Source organism: Streptomyces sp. UG1, assembly GCF_049974585.1.
In the GTDB taxonomy this organism is placed as follows: domain Bacteria; phylum Actinomycetota; class Actinomycetes; order Streptomycetales; family Streptomycetaceae; genus Streptomyces.
Window position 1 is genome coordinate 65535 of the sequence record NZ_JBNGGG010000024.1, and the last position, 24990, is coordinate 90524.

Consider the following 24990-nt stretch of genomic DNA (forward strand, 5'->3'; position numbering starts at 1 on the left):
TCCAGGTGCGGAACGTTCAGTGAGCCGGTGGGGACGGCGTCGAACAAAATAACCAATGCCTGTGGACGGCGGGAGAGGTGGGGCCGCGGTGTCGTAATCTCGGCAGCCGGACCAGTGCGTCAAGGGGGAGACAAGACATGGCCGCGATCAGTCTCAGCAAGGTGGAGGAGACCGCGCCCGCGCTGGTCAGCCTGTACAAGAGTGCCGGGGTGTCGCTGCGCAAGCACGGGCTGGACGGGGTGCGGGCCGCGGTCTACCTGGTCGTCGACTACTCCGGGTCGATGCGGCCGTACTACAAGGACGGCAGCGTGCAGGCCCTCGCCGACCGGGTGCTCGGGCTGTCGGCCCACTTCGACGACGACGGCACGGTGCCGGTCGTGTTCTTCTCCACCGACGTCGACGCCGTCACCGACATCGCGCTGGCCGATCACCGGGGGCGGATCGAGCGGATCGTGGCGGGGCTCGGGCACATGGGCAAGACCAGCTACCACCTGGCCATGGACGTCGTCATCGATCACTACCTGGACAGCGGCTCGACGGACCCCGCCCTGGTCGTGTTCCAGACCGACGGCGGCCCCATCAGCAGGCTCGCCGCGGAGCGGTACCTGTGCAAGGCGGCCCGGCTCCCGCTGTTCTGGCAGTTCATCGGCTTCGGGGACCCGGCCGGCAAGCAGTTCGACTATCTGCGCCGGCTCGACGAGCTGGCGGTGCCGGACAAGCGGGTCGTCGACAACGCGGGGTTCTTTCACGCCGGTTCGGACCCGCGCAGGGTGTCCGACGCCGAGCTGTACGACCGGCTGCTAGGGGAGTTCCCGAAGTGGCTGGTGGCGGCGCGGGCACAGGGGATCGTACGGCCGCACCGACCGTGAGCCGCGCGTTCGCCCCGTTGGCGGGGCCCATGGGCCCGTGTCACCCTGTGACTGATCCGACGGGGAGGCGACGTATGGACGGCGCGCGATCGGAGCACCACGGGACGACTGCACGGCGAGCGGCTCCGCCCGGCAAGGGCGAGAAGGTCGCCGACTGGGCCGACGGACGGCTCGGCCTCTACGCGCTGGCCAAGGCCAATATGCGCAAGGTCTTCCCGGACCACTGGTCCTTCATGCTGGGCGAGGTCTGCCTCTACAGCTTCCTGATCCTGATCCTCACCGGCGTCTACCTGACCCTGTTCTTCGACCCGAGCACCAACGAGGTCGTCTACAACGGCACCTACGAGCCCCTCAACGGCGTCCTGGTGAGCAGGGCCTACGAGTCCACGCTCGACATCAGCTTCGATGTGCGCGGCGGGCTGCTCATGCGGCAGATCCACCACTGGGCGGCGCTGGTCTTCGTCACCGGCATGCTCGTGCACATGATGCGGGTGTTCTTCACCGGCGCCTTCCGCAAGCCGCGCGAGCTGAACTGGGTGTTCGGCTGGACCCTGTTGATGCTCGGCATCATCACCGGCCTGACCGGCTACTCCCTCCCCGACGACATGCTGTCCGGCACCGGCCTCAGGTTCGCGCACGGCGCGATCCTGTCCATCCCGATCGTGGGCACCTACGTGGCGTTCTTCCTCTTCGGCGGGGAGTTCCCCGGCGAGGACTTCATCGCCCGGCTGTACCCGGTGCACATCCTGCTGCTGCCCGGGATCATGCTCGCCCTGGTGGCCGCCCATCTGATCCTGGTCTTCTACCACAAGCACACCCAGTACCCCGGCCCCGGCCGCGACCAGAAGTCGGTCGTCGGCATGCCCTTCCTGCCGGTGTACATGGCCAAGGCGGGCGGCTTCTTCTTCCTCGTCTTCGGTGTGCTGGCGTTCATGGGCGGCATCGCCGGCATCAACCCGGTGTGGGCGTTCGGCCCCTACCGCCCCGACCTGGTGACCACGGGCGCCCAGCCCGACTGGTATCTGGGCTTCTCCGAGGGCCTGATCCGGGTGATGCCGGGATGGGAGCTCAACGCCTGGGGCCACACCCTGGAACTGGGCGTCTTCATCCCCTTCTCGCTCTTCCCGCTGATCCTGCTCGCGCTCGGCCTGTACCCCTTCCTGGAGGCGTGGATCACCGGCGACAAGCGTGAGCACCACATCCTCGACCGGCCCCGCAACATGCCCGTGCGCACCGGGCTCGGCGCGGCCTGGCTGAGCCTGTACGCGGTGCTGCTGATCGGCGGCGGCAACGACATCGTGGCCACGCATCTGCATCTGTCCATCAACTCGATCACCTGGTTCGTGCGGATCTCGGTCTTCGTCGTGCCGGTCCTCACCTACTACGTGACCAAGCGGATCTGTCTCGGACTGCAGCGCCGGGACCGGGACAAGGTGCTGCACGGCAGGGAGACCGGCATCATCAAGCGGCTGCCGCACGGCGAGTACATCGAGGTGCACGAGCCGGTCACCCAGGGCCAGCTCTTCACCCTCACCCAGCACGAGCAGCATCCGCCGTACGAGATCGGCGAGCGCGTCGACGCGAACGGCGTCCGGCGCCGGGTCACCGCATCCCAGCGGGTGCGGGCCAGGCTGGCGCTGGCGATGTTCGGGCCCCGGTCGCGGATCACCAAGCCGACGGCGGCGGAGTACCGCGAGGTCACCAGCGGCGATCACCACCACTGAGCAGGACCTCCGCCCGGCATATGTCCGGGCTGCCCCAGGCGGTGCGCAGCGCGCGGGCCTTGGTCAGCCACAGCGACAGGTCGAACTCCGCCGTGTAGCCGATCGCGCCGTGCAACTGGAGCGCGGTACGGGCGGTGGCGTACGCGGCCTCACAGGCGGCGACCTTGGCGGCGGCGACGTCCGCGGGGGCCAGGGTGAGCGCGGCGCCGAGAACCAGGGGCCGGGCGAATTCCAGGGCGATCTTCGCATCGGCCAGGCGATGCTTGACGGCCTGGAACGAGCCTATGGGGACGCCGAACTGGGTGCGCCGCCTGACGTGGCCGACGGTCTGGCCGAGGAGGGCGAGTCCGACGCCGAGGGCTTGGGCGGCGGTGGTGAGACGGGCGAGGGCGAGGGCTTGGGCGGTGGGCGGGTGGGGGCTGAGGAGTTCACCGCCGGGTTCGAGAGGGGTCAGGCGGCGGGCCGGGTCCAGGGAGGGGCGCACGGGGCCGTGGCCGGGGGAGAGGCGCAGGTCGTCGGGGGTGAGCGCGAGGCGGGTGGTGGCCGCGTCGCCGTCCAGGGCGTACGGCGCCTCCCACGCCAGCGTCGCCATGGCCTCGCCGGCCACAAGCGCGGGCAACAGCCGCTTGGCCGGGCCGGGGTTCTCCAGCCCGCCGAGCAGGACGGCCGCCGTGACGGTCTCCACGAGAGGCCCCGGCACCGCATGGCGGCCCAACTCCACGAAGGCGACGGCGAGTTCGACGGGACGCGGGCCCAGCCCCTCGTAGGCCTCGGGGACCGCGAGGGCGAACACCCCCGCCTCGGCGATACGGGACCACAGCGCCCGGCCGCTCGCATGCTCGCCCCGGCTCCACTGCCGTACGGTCGCCGGTGTGTCCGCCGCCGTCAGCATCGCGTCCAGGGAGTCGGCGAAGGCCCGCTGCTCGGCGTCGAGGAGGAACCGCATCAGCGTCGCCCCTTCGGCAGGCCGAGCAGCCGCTCGGCGATGATGTCGCGCTGGATCTCGTTCGTCCCCGCGTAGATGGGCCCGGCCAGGGCGAAGACGTACCGCTCGGACCAGTCGGTGTCGGCCCGCTCGCCGTCGGCGCCCAGGAGATCGAGGGCCGTCTCGTGCAGCGCGATGTCGTACTCCGACCAGAAGACCTTGTTCAGACTGGACTCGGGGCCGATCGACTCGCCGTCGAGGAAGCGGGAGGCGGCGGCGAAGGTGAAGAGCTGGTAGGCGCGGGCGCCGATCAGGGCGTCGGCCACCCGGTTCTTGGTGCTCTCCGGGCTGCCCCGGTCCCGCCAGAGGCGGCGGAGGCGGTCGGCGCTCGCCAGGAAACGGCCGGGGGAGCGCAGCATCAGACCGCGTTCGTTGCCCGCCGTCGACATCGCGATCCGCCATCCCTGGCCCGGCTCGCCGATCACGTCCTCGTCCGGCACGAACACCTCGTCGAGGAACAGCTCGGCGAAGGCGGGCTTGCCGTCGAGGCGGGCGATGGGACGGACCGTGACGCCGGGGGCGCGCAGGTCGAACATCAGGTAGGTCAGGCCCTGGTGGGCCTTGGCGGCGTCCGGGTCGGTGCGGAACAGGCCGAACGCGCGGTCGGCGAAGGCGGCGCGCGAGGACCAGGTCTTCTGGCCGGACAGCAGCCAGCCCCCGTCCGTGCGCACGGCCCTCGACCTGAGCGAGGCCAGGTCCGAGCCCGCCTCCGGCTCCGACCACGCCTGCGCCCAGACCACCTCGCCGGTCGCCATGGACGGAAGCACACGCGCGCGCTGCTCGGCCGTGCCGTGGTCGAAGAGGGTCGGGGCCAGGAGACTGACGCCGTTCTGACCGACGCGGCCCGGCGCGCCCGCCGCGTAGTACTCCTCCTCGAACAGCAGCCACCGTACGAGTGAGGCGTCCCGGCCGCCGTACGCCGCCGGCCAGTTCACCACCGACCAGCGGTCCGCGGCCAGCTCGGCCTCCCACGCCCGGTGCGCCGCGAAGCCCTCCTCGGTCTCCAGGGAGGGCAGCGGATCGGGCGGCACATGCGCACGGAGCCAGGCGCGGGCCTCGGCGCGGAACGCCTCGTCGGCGGCGGAGTGGATGAGATCCACGGTCGCCCTCCCTTCCTGCGAGTCCGACAGGCTCTTCCCTAACAAGTGTTTGGTAGGTTAGCGTGCTGCTATGACAAACGTCGAGGCGCCGACGTACGTTCCCGGTCACGGACTGCTGCGCGGGCGCACCGCCGTCATCACCGCGGCGGCCGGCGCCGGCATCGGCGGGGCGACCGCGCGCCGCTTCCTGGAGGAGGGCGCGCGGGTGCTGATCAGCGACGCGCACGCGCGGCGGCTGAAGGAGCACGAGGCCGAGCTGGCCCGCCAGTTCGAGGGTGCGGTGACGTCAGCGGTGTGCGACGTCACCGACGAGGCCCAGGTGCGGGCCCTGTTCGACACCGCCGTGCGGGAACACGGCCGGCTCGACGTCGTCGTCAACAACGCGGGCCTCGGCGGGACTTCGCCGCTCGTCGACATGACCGACGAGCAGTGGTCGAAGGTCCTCGACGTGACCTTGAACGGCACCTTCAGATGCACCCGGGCCGCCCTGCGCCACATGCGCGACACCGGCGGCGTGATCGTCAACAGCGCCTCCGTCGTCGGCTGGCGCGCCCAGGCAGGCCAGGCGCACTACGCGGCCGCCAAGGCGGGGGTGATGGCGCTGACCCGGTGCGCGGCGGTGGAAGGCGCCGCGTACGGGGTGCGGGTGAACGCCGTGGCGCCGAGCCTGGCCATGCACCCTCACCTGGCCAAGGTGACGACCCCGGAACTGCTGGAGGAGCTGACCGCCCGCGAGGCCTTCGGGCGCTACGCCGAACCCTGGGAGGTGGCCAACGTGATCGTGTTCCTGGCGTCGGGCTACTCGTCGTACATGACCGGAGAGATCGTCTCGGTCAGCAGCCGGCACCCCTAGGACCACAATGGACCCGTGCCGACCAAGAAGAAGCCCCAGGTGACCGTCGCCGCCCAGGCCGCCCGGCGGCGCGAACTCCTCGACACCGCCGCCGAGGTCTTCGCCGAGCAGGGCTACAACGCCACCACCGTACGCAAGATCGCCGACCACGCGGGCATGCTCGCGGGCAGCCTCTATTACCACTTCGACTCCAAGGAGTCGATGCTCGAGGAGATCCTGCGGATCTTCCTCGACGAGCTGTGGAACGGCTACGACGCGGTCCTGGAGGCCGAGCTGGGCCCGCGCGAGACGCTCGAGGCGCTGGTCACCGAGTCGTTCCGGGAGATCGACCGGCACCGGGCGGCCGTCGCGATCTACCAGAAGGAGAACCGACAGCTCATGGCGCAGGAGCGGTTCGCGTTCCTCGCCGAGTCGCAGCGCAAGTTCGAAAAGGCGTGGCTGTCCACGCTGGAGCGCGGGGTCGCGGCCCAGGTCTTCCGGGCCGATCTCGACGTCCGGCTCACCTACCGGTTCGTCCGCGACACGGTGTGGGTCGCCGCGTCCTGGTACCGGCCCGGCGGACAGCACCGCCCCGAGGAGATCGCCCGGCAGTACCTGTCGATGGTGCTGGACGGGATCGCCGTACGCACATAACCCACTGTTCCCATTGGGGAGTTGCCATGGCCGAGGCCTACATCGTCGAAGCGGTCCGTACGCCTGTCGGGCGGCGCGGAGGAGGGCTCAGCGGGGTCCATCCGGCCGACCTGGGCGCCCATGTGCTCAAGGAACTCGTCTCGCGCGCGGGCATGGACCCGGCTGTCGTCGAGGACGTCGTCTTCGGCTGTCTGGACGCCGTCGGGCCGCAGGCCGGCGACATCGCGCGGACCTGCTGGCTGGCGGCCGGGCTGCCCGAGGAGGTGCCGGGCGTGACCGTCGACCGGCAGTGCGGATCCTCGCAGCAGGCCGTGCACTTCGCCGCGCAGGGCGTGCTGTCCGGCACCCAGGACCTGGTGGTCGCGGGCGGTGTGCAGAACATGTCGATGATCCCCATCGCCTTCGCCACCCGGCAGGCCGCCGAGCCGCTCGGGCTCACCGCCGGTCCCTTCGCCGGCAGCGAGGGCTGGCGGGCCCGGTACGGGGAGAAGCCCGTCAACCAGTTCGCCGGCGCCGAGATGATCGCCGCCAAGTGGGGGATCACCCGGCAGGACCAGGAGGAGTTCGCGCTGCGCTCGCACCGGCGGGCGCTGCGGGCGATCGACGAGGGGCGCTTCGAGCGCGAGCTGGTGCCGTATGGGCAGGTCGCCGTGGACGAGGGACCGCGCCGGGACACCTCGCCGGAGAAGATGGCCGGACTGAAGCCGGTCATCGACGGCGGCACGATCACCGCCGCCTGTTCCTCACAGGTCTCCGACGGCGCGGCGGCGATGCTGCTGGCCTCGGAGCGGGCGGTGCGCGAGCATGGGCTCACGCCCCGGGCCCGGGTGCACCACCTCTCGGTGCGCGGTGAGGATCCCATCCGCATGCTCACCGCCCCGATACCCGCCACCGCCCACGCCCTGAAGAAGACCGGCCTGTCCATCGACGACATCGACCTCGTCGAGATCAACGAGGCCTTCGCGCCCGTCGTCCTGGCCTGGCTGAAGGAGACCGGCGCGGATCCCGACAAGGTCAATGTGAATGGCGGGGCCATAGCTCTGGGGCATCCGCTGGGCGCGACCGGAGTGAAGCTGATGACGACGCTGCTGCATGAACTGGAGCGCACGGGCGGTCGGTTCGGACTCCAGACCATGTGCGAAGGCGGAGGACAGGCCAATGTGACGATCATCGAGAGGCTGTGAGACGCCGACAGGTGTCCTCCGCCTCCTTCATGATCCGCTCCACCAGCTCCGCGCACGACGGCAGGTCGTCGATCACCCCGGCGACCTGCCCGGATGCCATCACCCCCAGATCCGTACGGCCGTCCACCATGGACGCCTTCAGCAGTATCGGCGTGTTCGCGGCGAGCAGGACCTGGCTGAAGGTCAGGTCCTTGCCGTGCCGGAGCGCGCGACCGTCCCTGAGCATCCGGCGCCAGCTCGTGCCGGACAGCTTCCGGTAGCCGGCCGCCCTGCGGACCGCCTGGAGAAGGGCCCGCGCGCGTCCGGAGTGCTCCAGGGCGTCGACCAGTTCCGTGCGCAGCATGCGGTGGGGCAGGCCGTCCACGGCCGTCGTGACCGTGACGTCCCGTACCGTCGCCGCCAGATACCGTGCCTTGACCGCCTCCGGCACCGTCGAGTCCGAGGTCAGCAGGAACCGCGTGCCCATGGCGACGCCCGCCGCCCCATAGGCCAGCGCCGCGACCAGTCCCCGCCCGTCGAAGAAGCCGCCCGCCGCCACGACCGGTATCTCCACGGCGTCCACCACCTGCGGCAGCAGCACCGTCGTCGCCACCTCACCGGTGTGCCCGCCGCCCTCCCCGCCCTGCACGATCACGGCGTCCGCACCCCAGGCGGCGACCTTCTCGGCATGCCGCCGGGCGCCGATCGACGGGATGACGACGACGCCCGCCTCCTTGAGCCCGGTCATCAGCTCACGGGAGGGCGCGAGGGCGAAGGAGGCGACCCGCACCCCCTCGTCGATCATCACGCTCACCCGGTCGCCGGCGTCCGAGGCGTTCGCCCGCAGGTTCACCCCGAACGGCGCGTCCGTACGGGACTTGACCTCGCGTATCGCCGCGCGCAGCCGGTCCACCGTCATCGTCGCCGAAGCCAGGATGCCCAGCGCCCCCGCGTTCGCCGTCGCCGAGACCAGCCGCGGCCCCGCCACCCAGCCCATCCCCGTCTGCACGATCGGATGGCGGACCCCGACCAGCCGGGTCAGCGGCGTCTCCATCACGCACCGACCTCCCTGGCCCGCGTGTTCCCCGGGTCGAGCACCTCGCGGATGAGCCGCAGCTCCTCGGCGGTGGGCGGGCGGGTGCGCGGGACGTTGTCCGGGACGGCCAGCTCGAACGAGGTCGCCTCCCGCACCTGCTCCGGTGCGACCCCCGGATGGAGCGAGACCGGCCGCATCGAGTGGTCCGGGGTGCCGAAGTCGAAGACGCCCAGGTCGGAGACGACACGGGGGATGCGGTGGTAGCGGGCGGCGTCGCCCACGCGGTCGTAGCCGACGCCGCACACCATGTCGACCTTCTCCACGAAGACCCGCCGGGAGTGCCTGGGGATCCAGTAACTGGTCGGGTTGTTGAGCGTGTTGACCGGTGCCCCCCGCACCCCCAGCAACTGCCGCTTCGGCCGCTCCCAGTCGCCGATGCACGAGATGTTCTGGTTGCCGTACCGGTCGATCTGGCTCGCGCCCATCATCACGTGCCGTCGGCCACCGGTGACCAGGGTGAGGTGCTGCCGATAGGGCAGCCAGCCCTCGACGGTGCCGTCCGGCGCGACGAGCAGCGCCTCCCCGTCGGTCAGCAGCAGGTCCGGCGCGAAGGTGCGGCGCGCCAGCCGGGCACCGATGGCCGGGATCAGGCCCATCGGGCTGGCCAGCACCTCCCCGTTGCCCCGCCAGGCCTCGGCGCAGGCGATCACGCAGTACTCGGCGCGGGTGACGTCCGCGGACCCGGCGCCCGTGACCTCCGTCATGACCTTCATGCCCCCTCCCTGACCGCCGACTGGTACGCCTGCTCGTCCCCGCCCAGGAACCGTGCCGCGAACTCGGGCCAGGGCGTGCTCGCATACGTCTTCTGGAAGGCCTCGTCCCGGCCGTAGTCGGGTGCGCAGGACGTGAAGTGCGCGCCGTTCGGGGCCTCGACGACCCCCGTCACGGTGTGCCGCTTGATCAGCAGCGACTGCGGGGGCGCCTCCTTCGTCAACTCGGCCGTGTCGACGATCCGTTCGCACGAGACGTAAGCGGTCTCCGCCGCCTCGCAGAACAGGTCGTCGAAGTACGGGTCGGGGCCCAGATACTGTCCGTTGCCCTGCCGGTCGGCCCGGCCGACATGGACCAGGGCCGCGTCGAGCCGCAGGGCCGGCATGGCCACGAACCTCTCCCCGTCGTCGTACGGCGAAGTCACCGTCCGCAGGCCCGGATTGACCCGCATGACGTCCGAACCGATCCCGGCCCGCACCGGCAGGAACGGCAGCCGGTTCGCGGCGGCGTGCAGTCCCCACATGAACATCGCCTCGTCGATCTCCATCAGTTCGAAGGCGCCGCCCTCACGGGCCGCGCGGTAGTGCGGCTCCAGCGGGATCGAGTCGAGGGTGACGAAGGGGGTGACCAGCTTGCGGATGCGTCCGGCGGCCGCCAGCATGCCGACGTCGGGGCCGCCGTAGGAGACGATCGTGAGGTCGGTGACGCCGGAGCGCAGCAGGGCGCGCACCAGGGCCATCGGCTTGCGGCGCGAGCCCCAGCCGCCGATGCCCAGGGTCATGCCGTCGCGCAGCCGGGACACGACCTCGTCCGCGGTCGTCGTCTTGTCGCTCACTCAGCCACCGTCCTTTCCGAACCCGTCCCGGACCCGGTCGGCCACCCCGCTGAGGTTCGCCTCGAACGTGAAGCCCTGCTCGAAGCGGTAGCTGCGGCGGACGTCGACCGGATCGATGCCGTTGATCGCGGCCTTGGCCAGGCGCAGCAGTTGCCCGTCCTTCGCGGCGATCTCGCGCGCCAGCTCCAGCGCGGCGGCGCGCAGTTCCGCACGCGGCACGAGGCGCCACACCGAGCCGTGCGCATGCAGCTCGGCCGCCGTCGCCGTGCGCGAGGTGTAGTACAGGGCGCGCATCAGATGCTGGGGGACCAGCCGGGCCAGATGCGTGGCCGCACCCAGCGCGCCGCGGTCCAGCTCGGGTAGCCCGAAGGTGGCGTCCTCGCTCGCCACGATCGCGTCCGCGTTGCCCACCAGGCCGATGCCGCCGCCCAGGCAGTAGCCGTGCACGGCGGCGACGACCGGGACCTCGCAGTCGTAGACCGCGGCGAAGGCGTCCGCGCAGGCGTGGTTGACGCCGATCAGCGCACTGTGCCCGTCCCGCTGTATCTCCTTGATGTCCACGCCCGCGTTGAACCCGCGCCCCTCCGCCGCGAGCACGACACACCGGGTCTCCGGATCGCGGCCCGCCGCCCGCACGGCGTCGGCCAGGGCGGACCAGCCGGCCACCGGCAGGGCGTTCACCGGCGGGAAGTCGACCGTGACGACGGCGATTCCCTCTTTTCCCGCCTTTCCCTCTTTCTCGGGCCCCTTTTCCGGGGACGAGGTGGAGACACCCATGGACGCATCAGCTACCTTCGCACTCAGCCGCTTTCCACCAAACATTTGTTAGGTGTGTGGCTTCGAAGCTAGCAGTCGACGCAGACGAGCGGGAGAGCCTGTGGATAACTCTCACGAGCCGCGACTGACCGGCCGGACCGTCGTCGTCACCGGCGGCACGCGAGGCGTCGGAGCCGGGATCGCGCGGGCCTTCGCCGCGGCCGGCGCCGAGGTCGTGACCTGCGCGCGCAGACCACCCGAAGTCCCGGTCGAGGGCGTCGGGTTCAGGCCCGTCGACCTGCGCGACCCGGCAGCCGTACGGGCCTTCTTCGCCGCCCTGCCCCGCCTCGACGTCCTCGTCAACAACGCGGGCGGCACACCGTACCGACGGCTGACGGACGCGGACGCGGAGCGGCATGCCCGTGTCATCGAGCTGAACCTCGTCGCCCCGCTGACGGTGTCGCTGGCCGCGTACGAGCGACTGAAGCGGTCGAGGGGCTCGGTCGTGATGGTCGGCAGCGTCAGCGGCAACCGTCCCTCGCCCGGCTCGGCGGCCTACGGGGCGGCCAAGGCCGGGCTGGACAGCCTGGCCCGCTCGATGGCGGTCGAGTGGGCGCCGGAGGTGCGCGTCAACACCCTCGTCGTCGGCATGGTCCGCACCGAGCTGGCCCACCTCCACTACGGAGGCGAGGACGGCATCGCCGACGTCTCCCGCACCGTGCCGCTCGGCCGGCTCGCCGAACCCGCCGACGTCGGCGCGGCGGCCGTCTTCCTCGCCTCCGACGCCGCCGCCTACATCAGCGGGGCGAGCCTGCTCGTGCACGGCGGGGGCGAGCGGCCCGCGTTCCTGGACGCCGCAACGGTCAACAAGGAGGCATGACATGAACCGGATGTGTGAGGGGCGGGTCGTCGTGGTCACCGGCGCGGGGCGGGGGCTCGGGCGCGCGCACGCGCTCGCGTACGCCGCCGCCGGGGCGAAGGTCGTCGTCAACGACCTCGACGTGGGCCTCGACGGCACCCGCGGCGCCGGGGGACGGGCCCCCGCCGACAGCCCCGCCCGCCAGGTCGTCGCCGAGATCCGCGCGGCGGGCGGTGAGGCCGTGGCGCACGGCGGTGACATCGCGACCGGGGCCGGGGCGGCCTCCCTGGTGGCGGCCACGCTGGAGACGTACGGCCGACTCGACACCCTCGTCAACAACGCCGGGTTCCTGCGCGACCGGATGCTGGTCAACCTCGACGAGGACGACTGGGACGCCGTCGTACGCGTCCACCTCAAGGGTCACTTCCTCCCCCTGAAGCACGCGGCCGCACACTGGCGGGCCGAGGCCAAGGCGGGGCGTACGCCGGTCGCGCGGATCGTCAACACCAGCAGCGGGGCAGGGCTGCTGGGCTCGCTCGGGCAGTCCGGCTACAGCGCCGCGAAGGCCGGAATCATCGGCCTCACCCTGGTCGCGGCGGCCGAACTGGCCCGCTACGGCGTCCAGGTCAACGCGATCGCCCCGGCGGCCCGCACCCGCATGACGGAACGCACCTTCGCGGAGTCCATGGCGGCCCCGGACGCCGGCTTCGACGCCATGGCCCCGGAGAACGTCTCCCCCCTGGTCGTCTGGCTGGGCTCGGCGGCGAGCGAGGGCGTCACGGGCCGGGTCTTCGAGGCGGAGGGCGGCCGGATCACCGTCATGGAGGGCTGGCGGGCGGGGCCGACGGCCGACAAGGGAGCGCGGTGGACGCCGGAGGAGGCCGGGGAGACGGCGCTCAAGCTGCTGGGGGAGGCGGAGGTGCCGGGGGCCGTGTACGGGACGTGAGCGGACCTGCGCTGCGGGCACTGGCATGTCGTGATCGGGTGCTTGCGGGTGCGTCGGCCTCTGGTGGTGATGTGCTTGCGCGGGTGCGTGGGCCTCTGGTGGTGATGTGCCTGCGCGGGTGCGTCGGCCTCTCATGGTGATGCGCATGCGCCTGTCGTGGTCAGGTGCCTGGGCCGCGCGCACCGGCCCCTCGTGGTCAGGCCTGCGCGGGTCAAACCGTCCCTCGTGGACACGCCCGCGCCGCGCGCATCACCCCCTCGTGGTCACACGCCCGCGCCGCGCGCACCACCCCCGCGTGATCAGGCACCCGCGCGCGGGGTACACCGCCCCCGTGGGCCAGCCTGCGAGGGCCGCGCTCTACGTGTCGCACTCCAGCACCGTCCGGCACAACCCGCACCGCGCCCTGACCCGCCCCCGCACCGGCACCCGGATCCGCTGTCGGCACGTCGGACACGGGAACGACACCCGCAGCGGGCCCCGTCCATCCGGCGTGAACGTGTACGACACGCCCGGCCGCGGCCCGGCCCCGTGATGGTCCTGGGCGTGCCGGCGGTCGCGGGCGTAGCGGCGGCGGCCCGCCCAGCCGGCCGACGTCAGCGGGGGCTGCTGCTCGTCGCGGCGGGCCTCGGCCATGCCCTTGCCGTACGCCGTGTAGGCCTGCGGGCTGGTGAACCACACCGACGGGTCCTCGGCGAACAGCAGCGCCCGCTTGGCCAGGACGTAGCCGAACTCCTCCGGCGTCAGATACCCCAGCTTCTGCGAGGACGCCGCGTCCTCCCGGTAGGCGTCGAGGAGCAGCCAGCCCGCGCCCAGATACGTCGTCGCCGTGTCCGTGAGGATCTCGTTGTCGCGCGTGCCCGGGAAGGACAGGCCCAGGCGGTGCAGATACACATGCATCACCTCGTGGGCGAGGGCCGCGCCGATGTCCCGGCGATGGCTGCGGAAGCGGTCGTTCAGCTCGACGAAGTACTCGGGCCCGGCGGCGAGTTCGACGTTCGCCGCGTGGCTCATCTCCCGGAAGCCGACGATCATCCGGGCGTCCGGCAGGTGGTAGTGCCGCACCAGCTCGCGGGCCACCCGCTGCGCGCCCAGATACAGATCGTCGGTGTCGCAGAACGCCACGTCGGCCGGTGCCACGCTCGTCGCGAACGTCTGGATCGTGTCGTACGACAGCCGCTTGTAGAGCGCGTTGATGGAGGCCCGCACCATCTCCAGGTGCGGGAAGCCGTGCTGGACCGGTCCGCCGTTCGCCACGCCCTTACCCCCATGACGCCTTGAACCCGATTCCACTCTACGGGGATGTGAGGGGATTTTCCCTGGTGAGGTTCCATGCCCGGGACGTGAGATCCGTCCTTGTCATGAACGCCGCTCGATCTTCATACTCCGGGTCGCTCAACCCCCCATGAAAGGACCGACGTTGAGCCATCACATATCCAGGAGAAGCGGTCTTTCCCTGGCGAAGAGAGCGGCGGCGGTCGGCGCGGTCGCACTCGCGGTCGCCTCCCTCCAGCCGGTCAGCGCACAGGCCGCGTCCACCCGTGTCGTCGGGGGAACGGCTGCCGCGCAGAACGAGTTCCCGTTCATGGTCCATCTGTCGATGGGCTGTGGCGGCGCGCTCTACAAGAAGGACGTCGTGCTGACCGCGGCCCACTGCATCCCGGGCGGCTCCGGCAACAACACCCGCATCACCGTCACCGCGGGTGTCAACGACCTCAACTCGTCCGCCGCGATCAAGGTCAAGTCGACCAAGGTCAAGGTGGCCCCGGGCTACAACGGCACCGGCAAGGACTGGGCGCTGATCAAGCTCGCCCGGCCCGTCAACAAGCCGACGCTGAAGATCGCCACCACGGGCAAGTACAACCGCGGCATGTTCACGATCGCCGGATGGGGCGACACCCGGGAGGGAGCCGGCACGGGCACGACCAAGCTCCGTAAGGCCACCGTCCCCTTCGTCGCCGACCGCGTGTGCAAGCGCCACTACGGCAGCCAACTGGTGTCGAAGGAGGAACTGTGCGCCGGCTGGCAGAGCGGCGGCATCGACACCTGCCAGGGCGACTCCGGCGGCCCCATGTTCCGCAAGGACGACGCGGGCAAGTGGATCCAGGTCGGCATCGTGAGCTGGGGCGACGGCTGCGCCCGCACCGGTGTGCCCGGCGTCTACACCGAGGTCAGCCACTTCGCGAGGGACATCGCCCGGGCGGCGTCCGCGCTGTAGGCGACCGGCGCGGCCAGGGGCGTCGTACGGATCGGGTCGGTTGAGCCAGGCCGCGCCTTTCGGCCGACCCGAGCCGGGGCCGACGGGGGTGTTGCCCGCGCGAGCCGAGCGAACCCGGCGCGGGCCGGGCACGCGGCGCCGGCATGATCCGAACGGCAGACCCCGGGTGCGTCAGACGGCCCGGAGCACCGGGGCGCCCGCCTCGCCGGACCCCCACCGGGCCGTCCCCTCCAGCTCCAGCAGCCACACCTCGTTGCCGCCCTCGCGCAGCACCGGCCCCGGGACGTACAGCGAGCGCTGCGGGCCGGCCGACCAGTACCGGCCCAGAGCGAAGCCGTTGACCCACACGAACCCCCGGGTCCAGCCCGGCAGCTCGAGGCGGGCGTCACCGGCGCCCCGCACCGTGACGCCACCCCGGTACAGCCCCGGTGCGCCGTCCTCCGGCAACTCCCGCGACGGCACCGCCCGGACCGCCCCGACGTCGTCCAGCGCCTCCAGCCGCAGCCCACGCGCGCGTACGTCGTGCAGATACTGCCGCTCGTGCAGGAGGCCCCCGGTGATCCCCTTGGGCTCGCCCAGGCGCGGCCCGTAGTTGACCCTCCCCAGCGACTCCACCCACAGCTCCACGCGCGCGTGCCCGGCGACAGGGTCCTTGAGGCATGCGTCGTCCTCGGTGAGCACCCCGGCCCGCTCCCCGTCGACGTACACCACGGCCAGGTCCCGCAGCCCGCGCACCGTCAGCGGATACGGCTGCCGCGGCCCGGGCACCGTCACCTCGTACCGCACCAGTCCCCGCTCGACGCCCAGGTCCTCGAAGGTGGGCGGGACGGGACCGGACGTCTCCGGCTCGCCCAGCGCCTGAAGTACGGCGTCCAGGGGCGCCCAGTCGGTCAGGGCCACCTCGGCCGGGGCACTCAACGCGGCGGGGGCGGGCGGGACTTCGGGCAGGGGGCCGTCGGCGTACTCGGCGAGGACCTCGCGGAAGGCCCGGAACTTCTCGGTGGGGAGGCCGTACTCGTCGACCGGGGCGTCGTAGTCGTACGACGTCACATCGGGCTCCAGCGGGCCGTCGTGCAGCGCGCCGCCGCCCCGGTTGGCGCCCGCCCAGCCCGCGAAGCTCGTGCCGCCGTGCGCCATGTACAGGTTGACCGAGGCCCCGCACTCCAGGATCTCCCGCAGGGCGGCCGCCGCGTCGCCGGGGTCCCGTACGGCATGCTCGCCGCCCCAGTGGTCGAACCAGCCGCACCAGAACTCCATGCACATCAGCGGGCCCCAGGCGCGATGCCGGCGCAGCGTCTCGAACGCCACGCGCGCGTGCGAGCCGAAGTTCACCGTCGCCAGGACGCCCGGGAGCGAGCCGCCGCAGAGCATGTGGTCCTCGGGGCCGTCCGACGTGAACAGCGGGACCGTGACACCGAGTTCGCGCAACAGGTCCGCCAGGCGGCGCAGATACTCCGCGTCCGAGCCGTAGCTGCCGTACTCGTTCTCGACCTGCACCATGATCACCGGTCCGCCGCGGTCGATCTGCCGGGACACGATCTCGGGCAGCAACCGCCCGAACCAGCCCGCCACGCGCCCCATATAGCGCTCGTCGCGCGTACGCGCGCGTGCGCCCGCCTCGGCCGTCACCCAGTACGGCAGCCCGCCGTTCTCCCACTCGGCGCAGATGTACGGCCCGGGCCGCACGATCGCCCACAGCCCCGCCTCCCGGACGGCGTCCAGGAACCGCCCGAGCGCGGCCACGTCCCGGACCTGCCCCGGCCGCGGCTCGTGGAGGTTCCACGGCACATACGTCTCCACACAGTTGAGGCCCATCGTCCGCAGCATCGCCAGCCGGTGCCCCCACTGAGCCTCGTGCACCCGGAAGTAGTGCAGCGCACCGGACAGCAGCCGCACCGGCCGCCCGTCCAGCAGGAAGTCTTCGTCCCCCACCGTGAACTCGCTCATGCGCCCCACCCTCGCCCCTGGCGCAGGTCAGGGTCCATGGACAAAGATCGGCGCTGCTTGGACCGAAGAGGCGGAAGGGAGACGGACCGATGTACCACACCTGGATGCGTTTCTTCACGCCCGGCCCCGCCCACCACCGCCTCGGCCTGGTCTGCCTCGGCGTCGGCCTCCAGTACGGCGCGCTGCCCACCGTCGGACCCAGGGTCCTGGACCACCACGTCGCCGTCGTGATCAGCACCGGCGGCGGCTGGTACGCCGACCCCGACGGACGCCGCAGGACCGTCACCGCGCCCGCCCTGCTGTGGCTCACCCCCGGCGTCCCGCACCACTACGCGCCCGACCCCACCGCCGGCTGGGACGAGGGCTTCGTCGACTTCGCCGGACCCGCCACCGCCTCGTACACCGAACTCGGCTACATCGAGCCGGACCGCCCCGTGGTGCCCCTCTCCGACGCCTTGGGCCCGCGTGCCGTCATCGGCCGCATGGCCCGCGCCGCCCGCCGCGACAACCCGCTCCTGGAGGTCGAGACCGGCGCCGCCGTCCACGAACTCCTCGTCGCCCTGCGCCGCGCGCGTGCCGACCTCGCCCCGGACGGCGACCTCGTCCTCAAGGCCCTCGCCCGCGACGCCTGCCTCCCGCTGACCGTCGCCGACCACGCCGCCCGGCACGGCATGACCCCCGCCGAGCTGCGCACGGCCGTGCGCAGGGGCGCCGGATGCAGCCCCAAGGACTATCTGCTCGGCATCCGCCTGGGCCGCGCCAAGGAACTCCTCGCCGCCACCGAGCTCCCCGTGGCGGCCGTCGCCCGCCGCGTCGGCTACGACGACCCCGCCTACTTCTCCCGCCTGTTCGCCCGCCGCGTCGGCACGGCCCCGGTCCGCTTCCGCGCCCAGCAGGGCCGCACCGTGCCCGGCGGCTGGAGCAACCAGGTCCCCGACCCCGACGACCCACCCGTGATCGAACGCACGACCGCCCGAGGCGCCCCGTAGGCTGAGCCCCCATGACCAGCAACACGTTCCCAGGCGAAGTCGACCCCGCAGTCCGCGAGGAGCTCGCCCGGCTGCGCGACAGCATCGACAACATCGACGCGGCCGTCGTCCACATGCTCGCCGAACGCTTCAAGTGCACCCAGCAGGTCGGTCACCTCAAGGCCCGCCACCAGCTTCCGCCCGCCGACCCCGCCCGCGAGGCCCGCCAGATCGCCCGGCTGCGCACCCTCGCCGAGAACGCCAAGCTCGACCCCGCCTTCGCCGAGAAGTTCCTGAACTTCATCATCGCCGAGGTGATCCGGCACCACGAGAGCATCGCCGAGGACACCGTCAACGGCGCTGCGCCCACGGCGAACCGACGCCCGTCGGCCCTCCCGGGGGAGTGACACGACGGCCCGCGCGGGGCATGCTGCGCTGTGCACTCCATGCCAACTGACACGCACTCCCCGTCAGCGCCCGGACACACCCTGAATGTCCATGCGGGAGGGACGTCGGGCCATGCAGTCGGATGCCAAGATCCTCATCGTGGACGACCACGAGGAAACGCTGTACGCCCTGGAGAGCTCCCTGGCTCCGCTCGGCTACCGGCTCGCCCGTGCCACCAGCGGTGACGAGGCGCTCAAGCAGGTGCTGCGCGGCCAGGTCGGCCTTCTGCTCCTGGACGTCCGCATGCCCGGCGTCAGCGGTCTTGACGTGGTCCGGTACATGCGGCGCGTGGAACAGACCCAGAACATACCGGTCATCCTGCTCACCGGCTTCGGCGCGGACCACGAACTGACCGCCGGCGCCTTCGAACTCGGCGTCGCCGACCTGGTCATGAAGCCCACCGACCCCTGGGTGCTGCGCACCAAGGTCCGCTACCTGTACGACGCCCACCAGCGCCAGCGCGTGCTGGAGGAGGAGGTCCGGGAACTGCGCGCCCTGGTCAAGGGCACGGCCGAGGCCGAAGAACCCCACCCGGGCCCGGCCCTGACCCACCCGGACGCCCGCGTTCCGCCACAGCGCGACAGTCCCGCCGCGACATCGGCCAACGACCGGACATGACACCCAACGGGAACCGGACATGACGCCCGCCGAGAATCGGACATAGCGCGCGTAGTGATCCGGCTCTGTGCCTTGTCAGTGCCATCAGGCAGCATGTCCTGCATGTCCGTACTCACGCGCGACGAAGCGCAGACCCGTGCCCGGCTCCTCGACGTCCATCGCTACGCGATCGAACTCGATCTGACGACCGGGGACGAGACCTTCGACTCCCGTACCGTCATCGAGTTCACCGCGCGCGCCGACGCGGACACGTTCGTCGAGATCAAGCCCGCCGAGCTGCGCTCCGTCACGCTGGACGGACAGCCCCTGGACCCGGACACCCTGGACGGCGAGCGGCTGCCGCTGAAGAACCTCACCGCCGGCGAGCACGAGCTGCGCGTCGACGCGGCCATGCGCTACTCCCGCACCGGCGAGGGCATGCACCGCTTCACCGACCCCACCGACGGCGAGACCTACCTCTACACCCAGCTCGCGATGGACGACTGCAAGCAGGTCTTCCCGGCCTTCGACCAGCCCGACCTCAAGGCCGTCTTCGACCTGTCCGTCACCGCCCCCGAGGGCTGGACCGTCCTCGCCAACGGCATCACCGAGCACCTCGGCGACGGCCGCTGGCAGGCCGCGCGCACCCCGCTGATCCCCACCTACCTCGTCGCCCTCGCCGCCGGCCCCTGGCACTCGGTGCGCACCGAGCACCGCGGCCTGCCCTTCGGCATCCACTGCCGCCGCTCCCTGGCCCCCCACCTGGACGCGGACGCCGACGAACTGCTCCAGGTCACCCGGCAGTGCTTCGACCGCTTCCACGAGAAGTTCGACGAGCCCTACCCCTTCGACTCCTACGATCAAGCGTTCGTCCCCGAGTTCAACGCCGGCGCCATGGAGAACCCCGGACTGGTCACCTTCCGCGACGAGTTCGTCTTCCGCTCCGCCGTCACCGACACCGAGCGGCAGACCCGCGCGATGGTCATCGCCCACGAGATGGCCCACATGTGGTTCGGCGACCTCGTCACCCTGCGCTGGTGGGACGACATCTGGCTGAACGAGTCCTTCGCCGAGTACATGGGCTACCAGATCTGCGCCGAGGCCACCCGCTTCGGCGACACCTGGGTCGACTTCGGCGTCGCCCGCAAGGCCTGGGGCTACGACGCCGACCAGCGCCCCTCCACCCACCCGGTGGCCCCCGAGGGCGTCGAGGACACCGCCTCCGCCATGCTCAACTTCGACGGCATCTCCTACGCCAAGGGTGCCTCCGCGCTGCGCCAGCTCGTGGCCTGGCTCGGCGAGAAGGACTTCCTCGCCGGCATCAACACCCACTTCGCCCGCCACAAGTTCGCCAACGCCACCCTGGCCGACTTCATCGACTCCCTCGCCACCGCCACCGAACGCGATGTCCACGCCTGGGCCGACACCTGGCTGCGCACCACCGGCGTCGACACCCTCACCCCGGCCGTCACGCCCGGCGACAACGGCACGTACACGCTCACCGTCGACCACGCGGGCAGCCGCCCGCACCGCATCGCCGTCGGCCTGTACGACCAGGACCTGGGCGACGACGAGGGCCACCTCACCCTGCGCGAACGCCTCGACCTCGACGTCCCGCAGAGCGCCCCGCAGCCCATCGGCAAGCGCCCGGCCCTGCTGCTGCTCAACGACGGCGACCTGACCTACGCCAAGGTCCGCTTCGACACCGGATCCTTCGAGACGGTCCGCGCGCGCCTCGCCGGCCTGCCGGACCCGCTCACCCGCGCGGTCGTCTGGAACGCGCTGCGTGACGCCGTCCGCGACGGTGAACTGGCCGCCACCGCCTACCTGGAGACCGCCCGCACCCACCTCCCGCACGAGACCGACCTCGCCATCGTGCAGGGCGTCCTCGCCTTCGCCTCCACCCAGGTCGCCGACCAGTACCTCCCCGCCGAGCAGCGGCCCGCCGCGCTGAGCACGCTCTCCGCCCTGTGCCGCGACCTGATCCGCCGCACCGAGGACGGCGACAACCCCGGCCTGCGCCTGATCGCCGTACGCCACTTCATCGGCGTCGCCGCCCACCCCGACACGATCGCCGCCTGGCTCGCCGACGGCACCGTGCCCGGCGGGCCCGAGCTCGACCCCGAGCTGCGCTGGCGCGTCCTGGGCCGGCTCGCCGCGCTCGGCGCCGTCGACGAGGCCGCCATCGCCGCCGAGCTGGAGCGCGACCCGAGCGCCTCCGGCCAGGAGGGCGCCGCCCGCTGCCGGGCCGCCCTGCCCGACGAGGACGCCAAGGCCAGGGCCTGGGAGGCGATGTTCGCCACCGACGAGGGCACCGACCTGTCCAACCACATGCTCACCGCGACCGCCCAGGGCTTCTGGCAGCCCGAACAGGCCGATCTCCTACGGCAGTACGTGCCGCGCTTCTACAAGGACGCGGTCGCCCTGGCCGCCCGCCGCGGCCCCGCCATCGCCGCCGCCGTCGGCCGCTACGCCTTCCCGGTGTACGCCGTCGACGCCGACTCCCTGCGCCTGGGCGAGGAATGCCTGCGCGACGACGAGCCGATCCCGGCGCTGCGACGCAGGCTCGCCGACCAACTCGACGATCTGGCACGGGCGTTGAGGGTGCGGGAGGCGCAGGAGGGTTAGTACTTCCGAGGTAGGGGGCGCCGGTTCTTCCGGCCGCCCCCTACTCCGCCGAACGCGGCACACGGCACCCGACACGCTTTCCCCGCACGAAAGTACCCCCTTTCGGGTTCCGCTCATTGGGCTTTTCGGGCGCCACCGTGCATCCGGGTACAAGCTGGAAGTCCCTCTTGCCCAGCGCCCGGGAGGACACGATGAGCACGCCGTCGCTCGCGTCAGGCCCTGAAGGTCCCCACGCCCTGCGGCCGTTGCTCGACACCGTCCTGGACGCGCTCGACGAGGGCGCGCGGGCACGCGGGGGTCCGCTGCCCCCGGGCGGCCCGGACGCGGTGGCCGCGCGCGTGCGGGCCGCGGTCGGGGACGTACTGCCGGACCAGGGCGATCCGAACGCCCTCCACACCGTCGTCCGAGCCCTGGCGGAGGCCGCCGCCGACCCCGCGGACCCCTTCTGCACCGCCCACCTCCACTGCCCGCCCCTCGCCGTCGCGACGGCCGCCGACCTCGCCGCCTCCGCCCTCAACCCGTCGCTCGACTCCTGGGACCAGGCGCCGGGCGCGTCGGAGCTGGAGGCGCTGGTGACGGGGGCGCTCGCGCGGGAGGTGTTCGGGGACGGGGGAGCGCACGCTCGGGAGCTGTTCGGGGACAGGGGGGCGCTCGCGCCGGAGGTCTTCGGAGGCAGGGGAGGCCACCTGCGGGAGGACTTCGGGGACAAGGGGGTGTTCGCGCCGGAGGTCTTCGGAGGCAGGGGAGCGCACATGCGGGAGGACTTCGGGGACAGGGGAGCCCTCGCGCCCGAGGTCTTCGGGGACAAGGGGGCGCACGGGCGGGAGGTGTCCGGGGGAGGGGCGCGCGGCGGCAGTACACCTCGGCGATCCCCCTCCGCACTGATCACCACCGGAGGCACCGAATCCAACCAACTCGCCCTCCTCCTGGCCCGAGAGACGCACGGCGCCGGCGTGCGCCTCCTCCACGGGGCCAACGCGCACCACTCGGTGCCCCGCGCCGCCTGGCTGCTGGGACTGGCCGCGCCCGTCGTCGTGCCCGCCCCCGCCGGTGCCCTCGACCCCGCCGCACTGGACGAGGCCCTCACCGAGCTGACCGGACCGCACCTCGTCGTCGCCACCGCCGGCACCACCGACGCCGGGATCGTCGACCCGCTCCCCGAGATCGCGGCCCTGTGCGCGGCCCACGGCGCCCGGCTCCACGTGGACGCCGCCTACGGCGCGGGCCTGCTCTTCAGCGGCCGGTACCGCGACCGGCTGACCGGCCTCGCCGCCGCCGACACCGTCGGCCTCGACCTGCACAAACTGGGCTGGCAGCCCGTGGCCGCGGGCCTCCTCGCCGTCCGCGACCCGGGCGACCTGGCCGCGCTGCACCACCGCGCCGACTACCTCAACGCCGACGACGACACCGAGGCGGGCCTGCCCGACCTGCTCGGCCGCTCCCTGCGCACCAGCCGCAGACCCGATGTCCTCAAGATCGCCGTCACCCTCAAGACCCTCGGCCGCAGCGGCCTCGGCCGACTGGTCGAGCAGGTCTGCGACGCCGCCCGCGAGTTCGCCGCCCTCGTCCACGACCACCCCGGCTTCGAGCTCTACGACCGGCCCACCCTCAGCACGGTCCTGTTCCGGCCCGCACACGCCGCCGACGACACCGTCGCCGCCGTACGCCGAAGGCTCCTCACCGAAGGCCGCGCCGTCCTCGGCCGGGCCCGCATAGACGGACGCCTGTGGCTGAAGGCCACCCTCCTCAACCCCCGCACGCGCCCGGTCGACCTGGCCGCCCTCCTGAAACTGGTGGAAGGAAACACCCCCGGATGAGCCCGCAGACGACTCCCCACCCAGGCCCCGACGCGAACCCCGGCCCGCCCCACACCTCGACCACGCCCCCCAACCTGCGAGACGAGACTTCCGGCCCGCAAGCGCAGGCTCCGGGCCTGCAAGCCCAGGCCCCCGCCCCGCGAACCCATGCTCCGGGCTCGCGAGGCGAGGCCTCCGGCCCGCACGCCCAGACCTCCGGCCCGCATGCCCAGACCCCCGGCCCGCATGCCCAGACCCCCGACCTGCGAGGCGAGACTCCCGGCCCACGAGCCCAGCCCCCTGGCCCGAGAGCCCAAGCCCCCGGCCCGCAAGCCGAGCCCCCCGACACCCGAGGCCAAGCCCCGGACACTCGAGGCCAAGCTCCCGACACCCGCGGCCAAGCCCCCGACACCCCCCGAGACCTCGTCGGCATCGGTGTCGGCCCCTTCAACCTCTCCCTGGCCGCTCTCGCCCACCCGCTCGCCGAACTCGACGCCGTCTTCTACGAACAGCGCACCGCCTTCTCCTGGCACCCGGGGCTGCTCATCGACGGCTCCCGCGTCCAAGTCCCCTTCCTCGCCGACCTGGTGACGCTCGCCGACCCCGCCAGCCCCTGGTCGTTCCTCAACTTCCTCAAGGCCCGCGACCGGCTCTTCCCGTTCTATTTCTCCGAGCGCTTCCACATCCAGCGCGCCGAGTACGACGCCTACTGCCGCTGGGTCTGCGAGAACCTCGGCGCACTGCGCTTCGGCCACCAGGTCGACGCGGTTCGCTTCAACCCCGAACGCGACGTCTTCGAGGTCGACTTCACCCGCATCGCCCCCGACGGGGAGGCGGAGGCGCTGGGGCGGACGTATACCAAGAACATCGTCCTCGGCATCGGCACCGAGCCCCACGTCCCCGACCCGCTGCGGCCTCTCGTCGACGCGCCCAACGTCCCCGTGATCCACGCCGCCGACTATCTCGACCACCGCGAGACCCTGCTCGCCGCCGAGCACATCACCGTCATCGGCTCCGGACAGTCGGGCGCGGAGATCTTCCTGGACCTGCTCCGGCACCGCCCCGCCGGACGCGAGAAGCTGCACTGGCTCGGCCGCAGCGAGGCCTTCGCGCCCATGGAGTACTCCAAGCTCGGCCTGGAGCACTTCACCCCCGACTACACCCGCTACTTCCAGGCCTTGTCCGAACCGGTCCGCGACCAGCTCGTCGCCTCCCAGTGGCAGCTCCACAAGGGCATCGACGCCGCCACCCTCGCCGCCATCCACGACGAGCTCTACCGCCGCACCCTGCACGGCGGCTGGCCCGACACGGTCCTCACCCCGGGCGTCCGGGTCCGCACCGCCGGCCGCCTCGCCACCACCAAGGTGGAGCTCCACCTGGAGCACATCCACCAGAACACCCGCTCGCGCATGACCACCGACGCGGTCGTCCTGGCCACCGGCTACCGCGAGCGCTCCCTCGACCGCCTCCTCGCCGGTCTCGACCCCTACATGCGCCGCGACAGCCAGGAGCGCCCACGTGTCGACGACCGGTACCGGCTGGTCCTGGACCCGACCGTCTCCGGCGCCGGCTGCCATGTCTACGTCCAGAACGCCGAACGCCACACCCACGGCGTCGGCGCCCCCGACCTCGGCCTCGCCGCCTGGCGCAGCGCCTGCATCATCAACTCCCTGACCGGCCAGGAGACTTACCCGCTTCCCAGCCGTACGGCCTTCACCACCTTCGGCCTGGAACAGCGGCCGCGGATCCCGTCCGCGCGCCAGGCGCCGGTCCTCACCCCGCTGGTCGAGAGGTGGTAGGCACCAGGCCCTCCGGACACCTGTGTGATCCGAGTGAAGAATCATGGAAGGGGACGCGGAAAA

At 72.1% G+C, this 24990-nt stretch carries 22 protein-coding genes; 14 read left to right on the forward strand and 8 right to left on the reverse strand.

Features of this window, described 5'->3' with window-relative positions; all coding sequences use genetic code 11:
* Positions 1 to 137: 137 nt before the first annotated feature.
* Together ACP4J3_RS26080 and ACP4J3_RS26085 are read left to right on the forward strand one after the other, a co-directional pair.
* Positions 138 to 869: a vWA domain-containing protein gene (locus ACP4J3_RS26080; RefSeq protein WP_426538468.1), complete on the forward strand. Its 732-nt coding sequence runs from the start codon at positions 138 to 140 to the stop codon at positions 867 to 869.
* 74 nt (positions 870 to 943) lie between these two features.
* Positions 944 to 2593 (forward strand): cytochrome b, encoded by a 1650-nt coding sequence (locus tag ACP4J3_RS26085; RefSeq protein ID WP_426538469.1) that lies wholly within the window; start codon positions 944 to 946, stop codon positions 2591 to 2593.
* Here ACP4J3_RS26085 and ACP4J3_RS26090 read toward each other — a convergent pair.
* Entirely contained in the window at positions 2568 to 3539 is a 972-nt protein-coding gene (locus tag ACP4J3_RS26090; protein WP_426538470.1) for an acyl-CoA dehydrogenase family protein, read from the reverse strand. The two genes, ACP4J3_RS26085 and ACP4J3_RS26090, sit on opposite strands and share 26 nt — an antisense overlap.
* Positions 3539 to 4678, reverse strand: a complete 1140-nt coding sequence (locus tag ACP4J3_RS26095; protein ID WP_426538471.1) for an acyl-CoA dehydrogenase family protein — start codon at positions 4676 to 4678, stop codon at positions 3539 to 3541. The genes ACP4J3_RS26090 and ACP4J3_RS26095 overlap by 1 nt, the downstream gene beginning before the upstream one ends.
* Before the next feature lie 70 nt (positions 4679 to 4748).
* On the opposite strand from ACP4J3_RS26095, the gene ACP4J3_RS26100 reads away from it, so the two are divergent.
* The 3 genes from ACP4J3_RS26100 to ACP4J3_RS26110 are packed head-to-tail and all read left to right on the forward strand — an operon-like array spanning position 4749 to position 7348.
* Positions 4749 to 5531, forward strand: coding sequence for an SDR family oxidoreductase (locus ACP4J3_RS26100; protein WP_426538472.1), 783 nt, complete (start codon positions 4749 to 4751; stop codon positions 5529 to 5531).
* Between the two features lie 15 nt (positions 5532 to 5546).
* Positions 5547 to 6164 carry a TetR/AcrR family transcriptional regulator gene (locus tag ACP4J3_RS26105; RefSeq protein WP_426538473.1) on the forward strand — a complete coding sequence of 206 codons (618 nt, stop codon included), beginning with the start codon at positions 5547 to 5549 and terminating at the stop codon, positions 6162 to 6164.
* A 26-nt stretch (positions 6165 to 6190) separates the two neighbouring features.
* Positions 6191 to 7348: an acetyl-CoA C-acetyltransferase gene (locus ACP4J3_RS26110; RefSeq protein ID WP_426538474.1), complete on the forward strand. Its 1158-nt coding sequence runs from the start codon at positions 6191 to 6193 to the stop codon at positions 7346 to 7348.
* Here ACP4J3_RS26110 and ACP4J3_RS26115 read toward each other — a convergent pair.
* The 4 genes from ACP4J3_RS26115 to ACP4J3_RS26130 are packed head-to-tail and all read right to left on the reverse strand — an operon-like array spanning position 7332 to position 10746.
* Positions 7332 to 8381: an NAD(P)H-dependent flavin oxidoreductase gene (locus ACP4J3_RS26115; protein ID WP_426538475.1), complete on the reverse strand. Its 1050-nt coding sequence runs from the start codon at positions 8379 to 8381 to the stop codon at positions 7332 to 7334. The genes ACP4J3_RS26110 and ACP4J3_RS26115 overlap by 17 nt on opposite strands.
* On the reverse strand, positions 8381 to 9127 hold the full coding sequence (locus ACP4J3_RS26120; protein ID WP_426538549.1) for a CoA-transferase subunit beta: 747 nt from the start codon (positions 9125 to 9127) through the stop codon (positions 8381 to 8383). The genes ACP4J3_RS26115 and ACP4J3_RS26120 overlap by 1 nt, the downstream gene beginning before the upstream one ends.
* 5 nt (positions 9128 to 9132) lie before the next feature.
* Positions 9133 to 9969: a CoA transferase subunit A gene (locus ACP4J3_RS26125; RefSeq protein WP_426538476.1), complete on the reverse strand. Its 837-nt coding sequence runs from the start codon at positions 9967 to 9969 to the stop codon at positions 9133 to 9135.
* A complete protein-coding gene (locus tag ACP4J3_RS26130) occupies positions 9970 to 10746 on the reverse strand; it encodes an enoyl-CoA hydratase family protein (RefSeq protein ID WP_426538477.1) in 777 nt (258 codons plus the stop codon). It lies immediately after the preceding gene.
* A 100-nt stretch (positions 10747 to 10846) separates the two neighbouring features.
* Between ACP4J3_RS26130 and ACP4J3_RS26135 the strand changes: the two genes are divergently transcribed.
* Both ACP4J3_RS26135 and ACP4J3_RS26140 read left to right on the forward strand, forming a co-directional pair.
* Positions 10847 to 11605, forward strand: coding sequence for an SDR family oxidoreductase (locus ACP4J3_RS26135; protein ID WP_426538478.1), 759 nt, complete (start codon positions 10847 to 10849; stop codon positions 11603 to 11605).
* A 1-nt stretch (position 11606) separates the two neighbouring features.
* Positions 11607 to 12530 (forward strand): SDR family oxidoreductase, encoded by a 924-nt coding sequence (locus ACP4J3_RS26140; protein WP_426538479.1) that lies wholly within the window; start codon positions 11607 to 11609, stop codon positions 12528 to 12530.
* 357 nt (positions 12531 to 12887) lie between these two features.
* Here the strand turns inward: ACP4J3_RS26140 and ACP4J3_RS26145 are convergent, their stop codons facing one another.
* The gene (locus tag ACP4J3_RS26145; RefSeq protein ID WP_426538480.1) at positions 12888 to 13784 is read right to left on the reverse strand and encodes a hypothetical protein; all 897 of its coding nucleotides are present in this window, start codon (positions 13782 to 13784) and stop codon (positions 12888 to 12890) included.
* Positions 13785 to 13932: 148 nt separating this feature from the next.
* Here ACP4J3_RS26145 and ACP4J3_RS26150 point away from each other — a divergent pair, with 148 nt between their 5' ends.
* A complete protein-coding gene (locus ACP4J3_RS26150) occupies positions 13933 to 14745 on the forward strand; it encodes a S1 family peptidase (RefSeq protein ID WP_426538481.1) in 813 nt (270 codons plus the stop codon).
* A gap of 171 nt (positions 14746 to 14916) precedes the next feature.
* On the opposite strand, the gene ACP4J3_RS26155 is transcribed toward ACP4J3_RS26150, so the two are convergent.
* Positions 14917 to 16692, reverse strand: coding sequence for a glycoside hydrolase family 35 protein (locus ACP4J3_RS26155; protein WP_426538482.1), 1776 nt, complete (start codon positions 16690 to 16692; stop codon positions 14917 to 14919).
* A gap of 89 nt (positions 16693 to 16781) precedes the next feature.
* Between ACP4J3_RS26155 and ACP4J3_RS26160 the strand changes: the two genes are divergently transcribed.
* The 6 genes from ACP4J3_RS26160 to ACP4J3_RS26185 all read left to right on the forward strand — a co-directional run bounded on the left by ACP4J3_RS26160 (position 16782) and on the right by ACP4J3_RS26185 (position 24927).
* The gene (locus ACP4J3_RS26160; protein ID WP_426538483.1) at positions 16782 to 17681 is read left to right on the forward strand and encodes a helix-turn-helix domain-containing protein; all 900 of its coding nucleotides are present in this window, start codon (positions 16782 to 16784) and stop codon (positions 17679 to 17681) included.
* A gap of 11 nt (positions 17682 to 17692) precedes the next feature.
* Positions 17693 to 18067, forward strand: a complete 375-nt coding sequence (locus ACP4J3_RS26165) for a chorismate mutase (protein WP_426538484.1) — start codon at positions 17693 to 17695, stop codon at positions 18065 to 18067.
* Between the two features lie 112 nt (positions 18068 to 18179).
* A complete protein-coding gene (locus ACP4J3_RS26170) occupies positions 18180 to 18725 on the forward strand; it encodes a response regulator (RefSeq protein WP_426538550.1) in 546 nt (181 codons plus the stop codon).
* Positions 18726 to 18827: 102 nt separating this feature from the next.
* Positions 18828 to 21332, forward strand: coding sequence for an aminopeptidase N (gene pepN, locus ACP4J3_RS26175; protein ID WP_426538485.1), 2505 nt, complete (start codon positions 18828 to 18830; stop codon positions 21330 to 21332).
* A gap of 191 nt (positions 21333 to 21523) precedes the next feature.
* On the forward strand, positions 21524 to 23149 hold the full coding sequence (locus ACP4J3_RS26180; protein ID WP_426538486.1) for a pyridoxal phosphate-dependent decarboxylase family protein: 1626 nt from the start codon (positions 21524 to 21526) through the stop codon (positions 23147 to 23149).
* 410 nt (positions 23150 to 23559) lie between these two features.
* Positions 23560 to 24927 (forward strand): lysine N(6)-hydroxylase/L-ornithine N(5)-oxygenase family protein, encoded by a 1368-nt coding sequence (locus ACP4J3_RS26185; protein WP_426538551.1) that lies wholly within the window; start codon positions 23560 to 23562, stop codon positions 24925 to 24927.
* Positions 24928 to 24990 lie beyond the last annotated feature (63 nt).

What these genes read in the sequence shown, in the direction of transcription:
- ACP4J3_RS26180 (WP_426538486.1), top strand. Translation starts at nt 21,524, where the DNA reads ATGAGCACGCCGTCGCTCGCGTCAGGCCCTGAAGGTCCCCACGCCCTG.
- ACP4J3_RS26085 (WP_426538469.1), top strand. Translation starts at nt 944, where the DNA reads ATGGACGGCGCGCGATCGGAGCACCACGGGACGACTGCACGGCGAGCG.
- ACP4J3_RS26080 (WP_426538468.1), top strand. Translation starts at nt 138, where the DNA reads ATGGCCGCGATCAGTCTCAGCAAGGTGGAGGAGACCGCGCCCGCGCTG.
- ACP4J3_RS26090 (WP_426538470.1), bottom strand. Translation starts at nt 3,539, where the DNA reads ATGCGGTTCCTCCTCGACGCCGAGCAGCGGGCCTTCGCCGACTCCCTG.
- ACP4J3_RS26170 (WP_426538550.1), top strand. Translation starts at nt 18,180, where the DNA reads ATGCAGTCGGATGCCAAGATCCTCATCGTGGACGACCACGAGGAAACG.
- ACP4J3_RS26160 (WP_426538483.1), top strand. Translation starts at nt 16,782, where the DNA reads ATGTACCACACCTGGATGCGTTTCTTCACGCCCGGCCCCGCCCACCAC.
- ACP4J3_RS26150 (WP_426538481.1), top strand. Translation starts at nt 13,933, where the DNA reads ATGAAAGGACCGACGTTGAGCCATCACATATCCAGGAGAAGCGGTCTT.
- ACP4J3_RS26120 (WP_426538549.1), bottom strand. Translation starts at nt 9,127, where the DNA reads ATGACGGAGGTCACGGGCGCCGGGTCCGCGGACGTCACCCGCGCCGAG.
- ACP4J3_RS26130 (WP_426538477.1), bottom strand. Translation starts at nt 10,746, where the DNA reads ATGGGTGTCTCCACCTCGTCCCCGGAAAAGGGGCCCGAGAAAGAGGGA.
- pepN (WP_426538485.1), top strand. Translation starts at nt 18,828, where the DNA reads ATGTCCGTACTCACGCGCGACGAAGCGCAGACCCGTGCCCGGCTCCTC.
- ACP4J3_RS26165 (WP_426538484.1), top strand. Translation starts at nt 17,693, where the DNA reads ATGACCAGCAACACGTTCCCAGGCGAAGTCGACCCCGCAGTCCGCGAG.
- ACP4J3_RS26140 (WP_426538479.1), top strand. Translation starts at nt 11,607, where the DNA reads ATGAACCGGATGTGTGAGGGGCGGGTCGTCGTGGTCACCGGCGCGGGG.
- ACP4J3_RS26110 (WP_426538474.1), top strand. Translation starts at nt 6,191, where the DNA reads ATGGCCGAGGCCTACATCGTCGAAGCGGTCCGTACGCCTGTCGGGCGG.
- ACP4J3_RS26115 (WP_426538475.1), bottom strand. Translation starts at nt 8,381, where the DNA reads ATGGAGACGCCGCTGACCCGGCTGGTCGGGGTCCGCCATCCGATCGTG.
- ACP4J3_RS26155 (WP_426538482.1), bottom strand. Translation starts at nt 16,692, where the DNA reads ATGAGCGAGTTCACGGTGGGGGACGAAGACTTCCTGCTGGACGGGCGG.
- ACP4J3_RS26100 (WP_426538472.1), top strand. Translation starts at nt 4,749, where the DNA reads ATGACAAACGTCGAGGCGCCGACGTACGTTCCCGGTCACGGACTGCTG.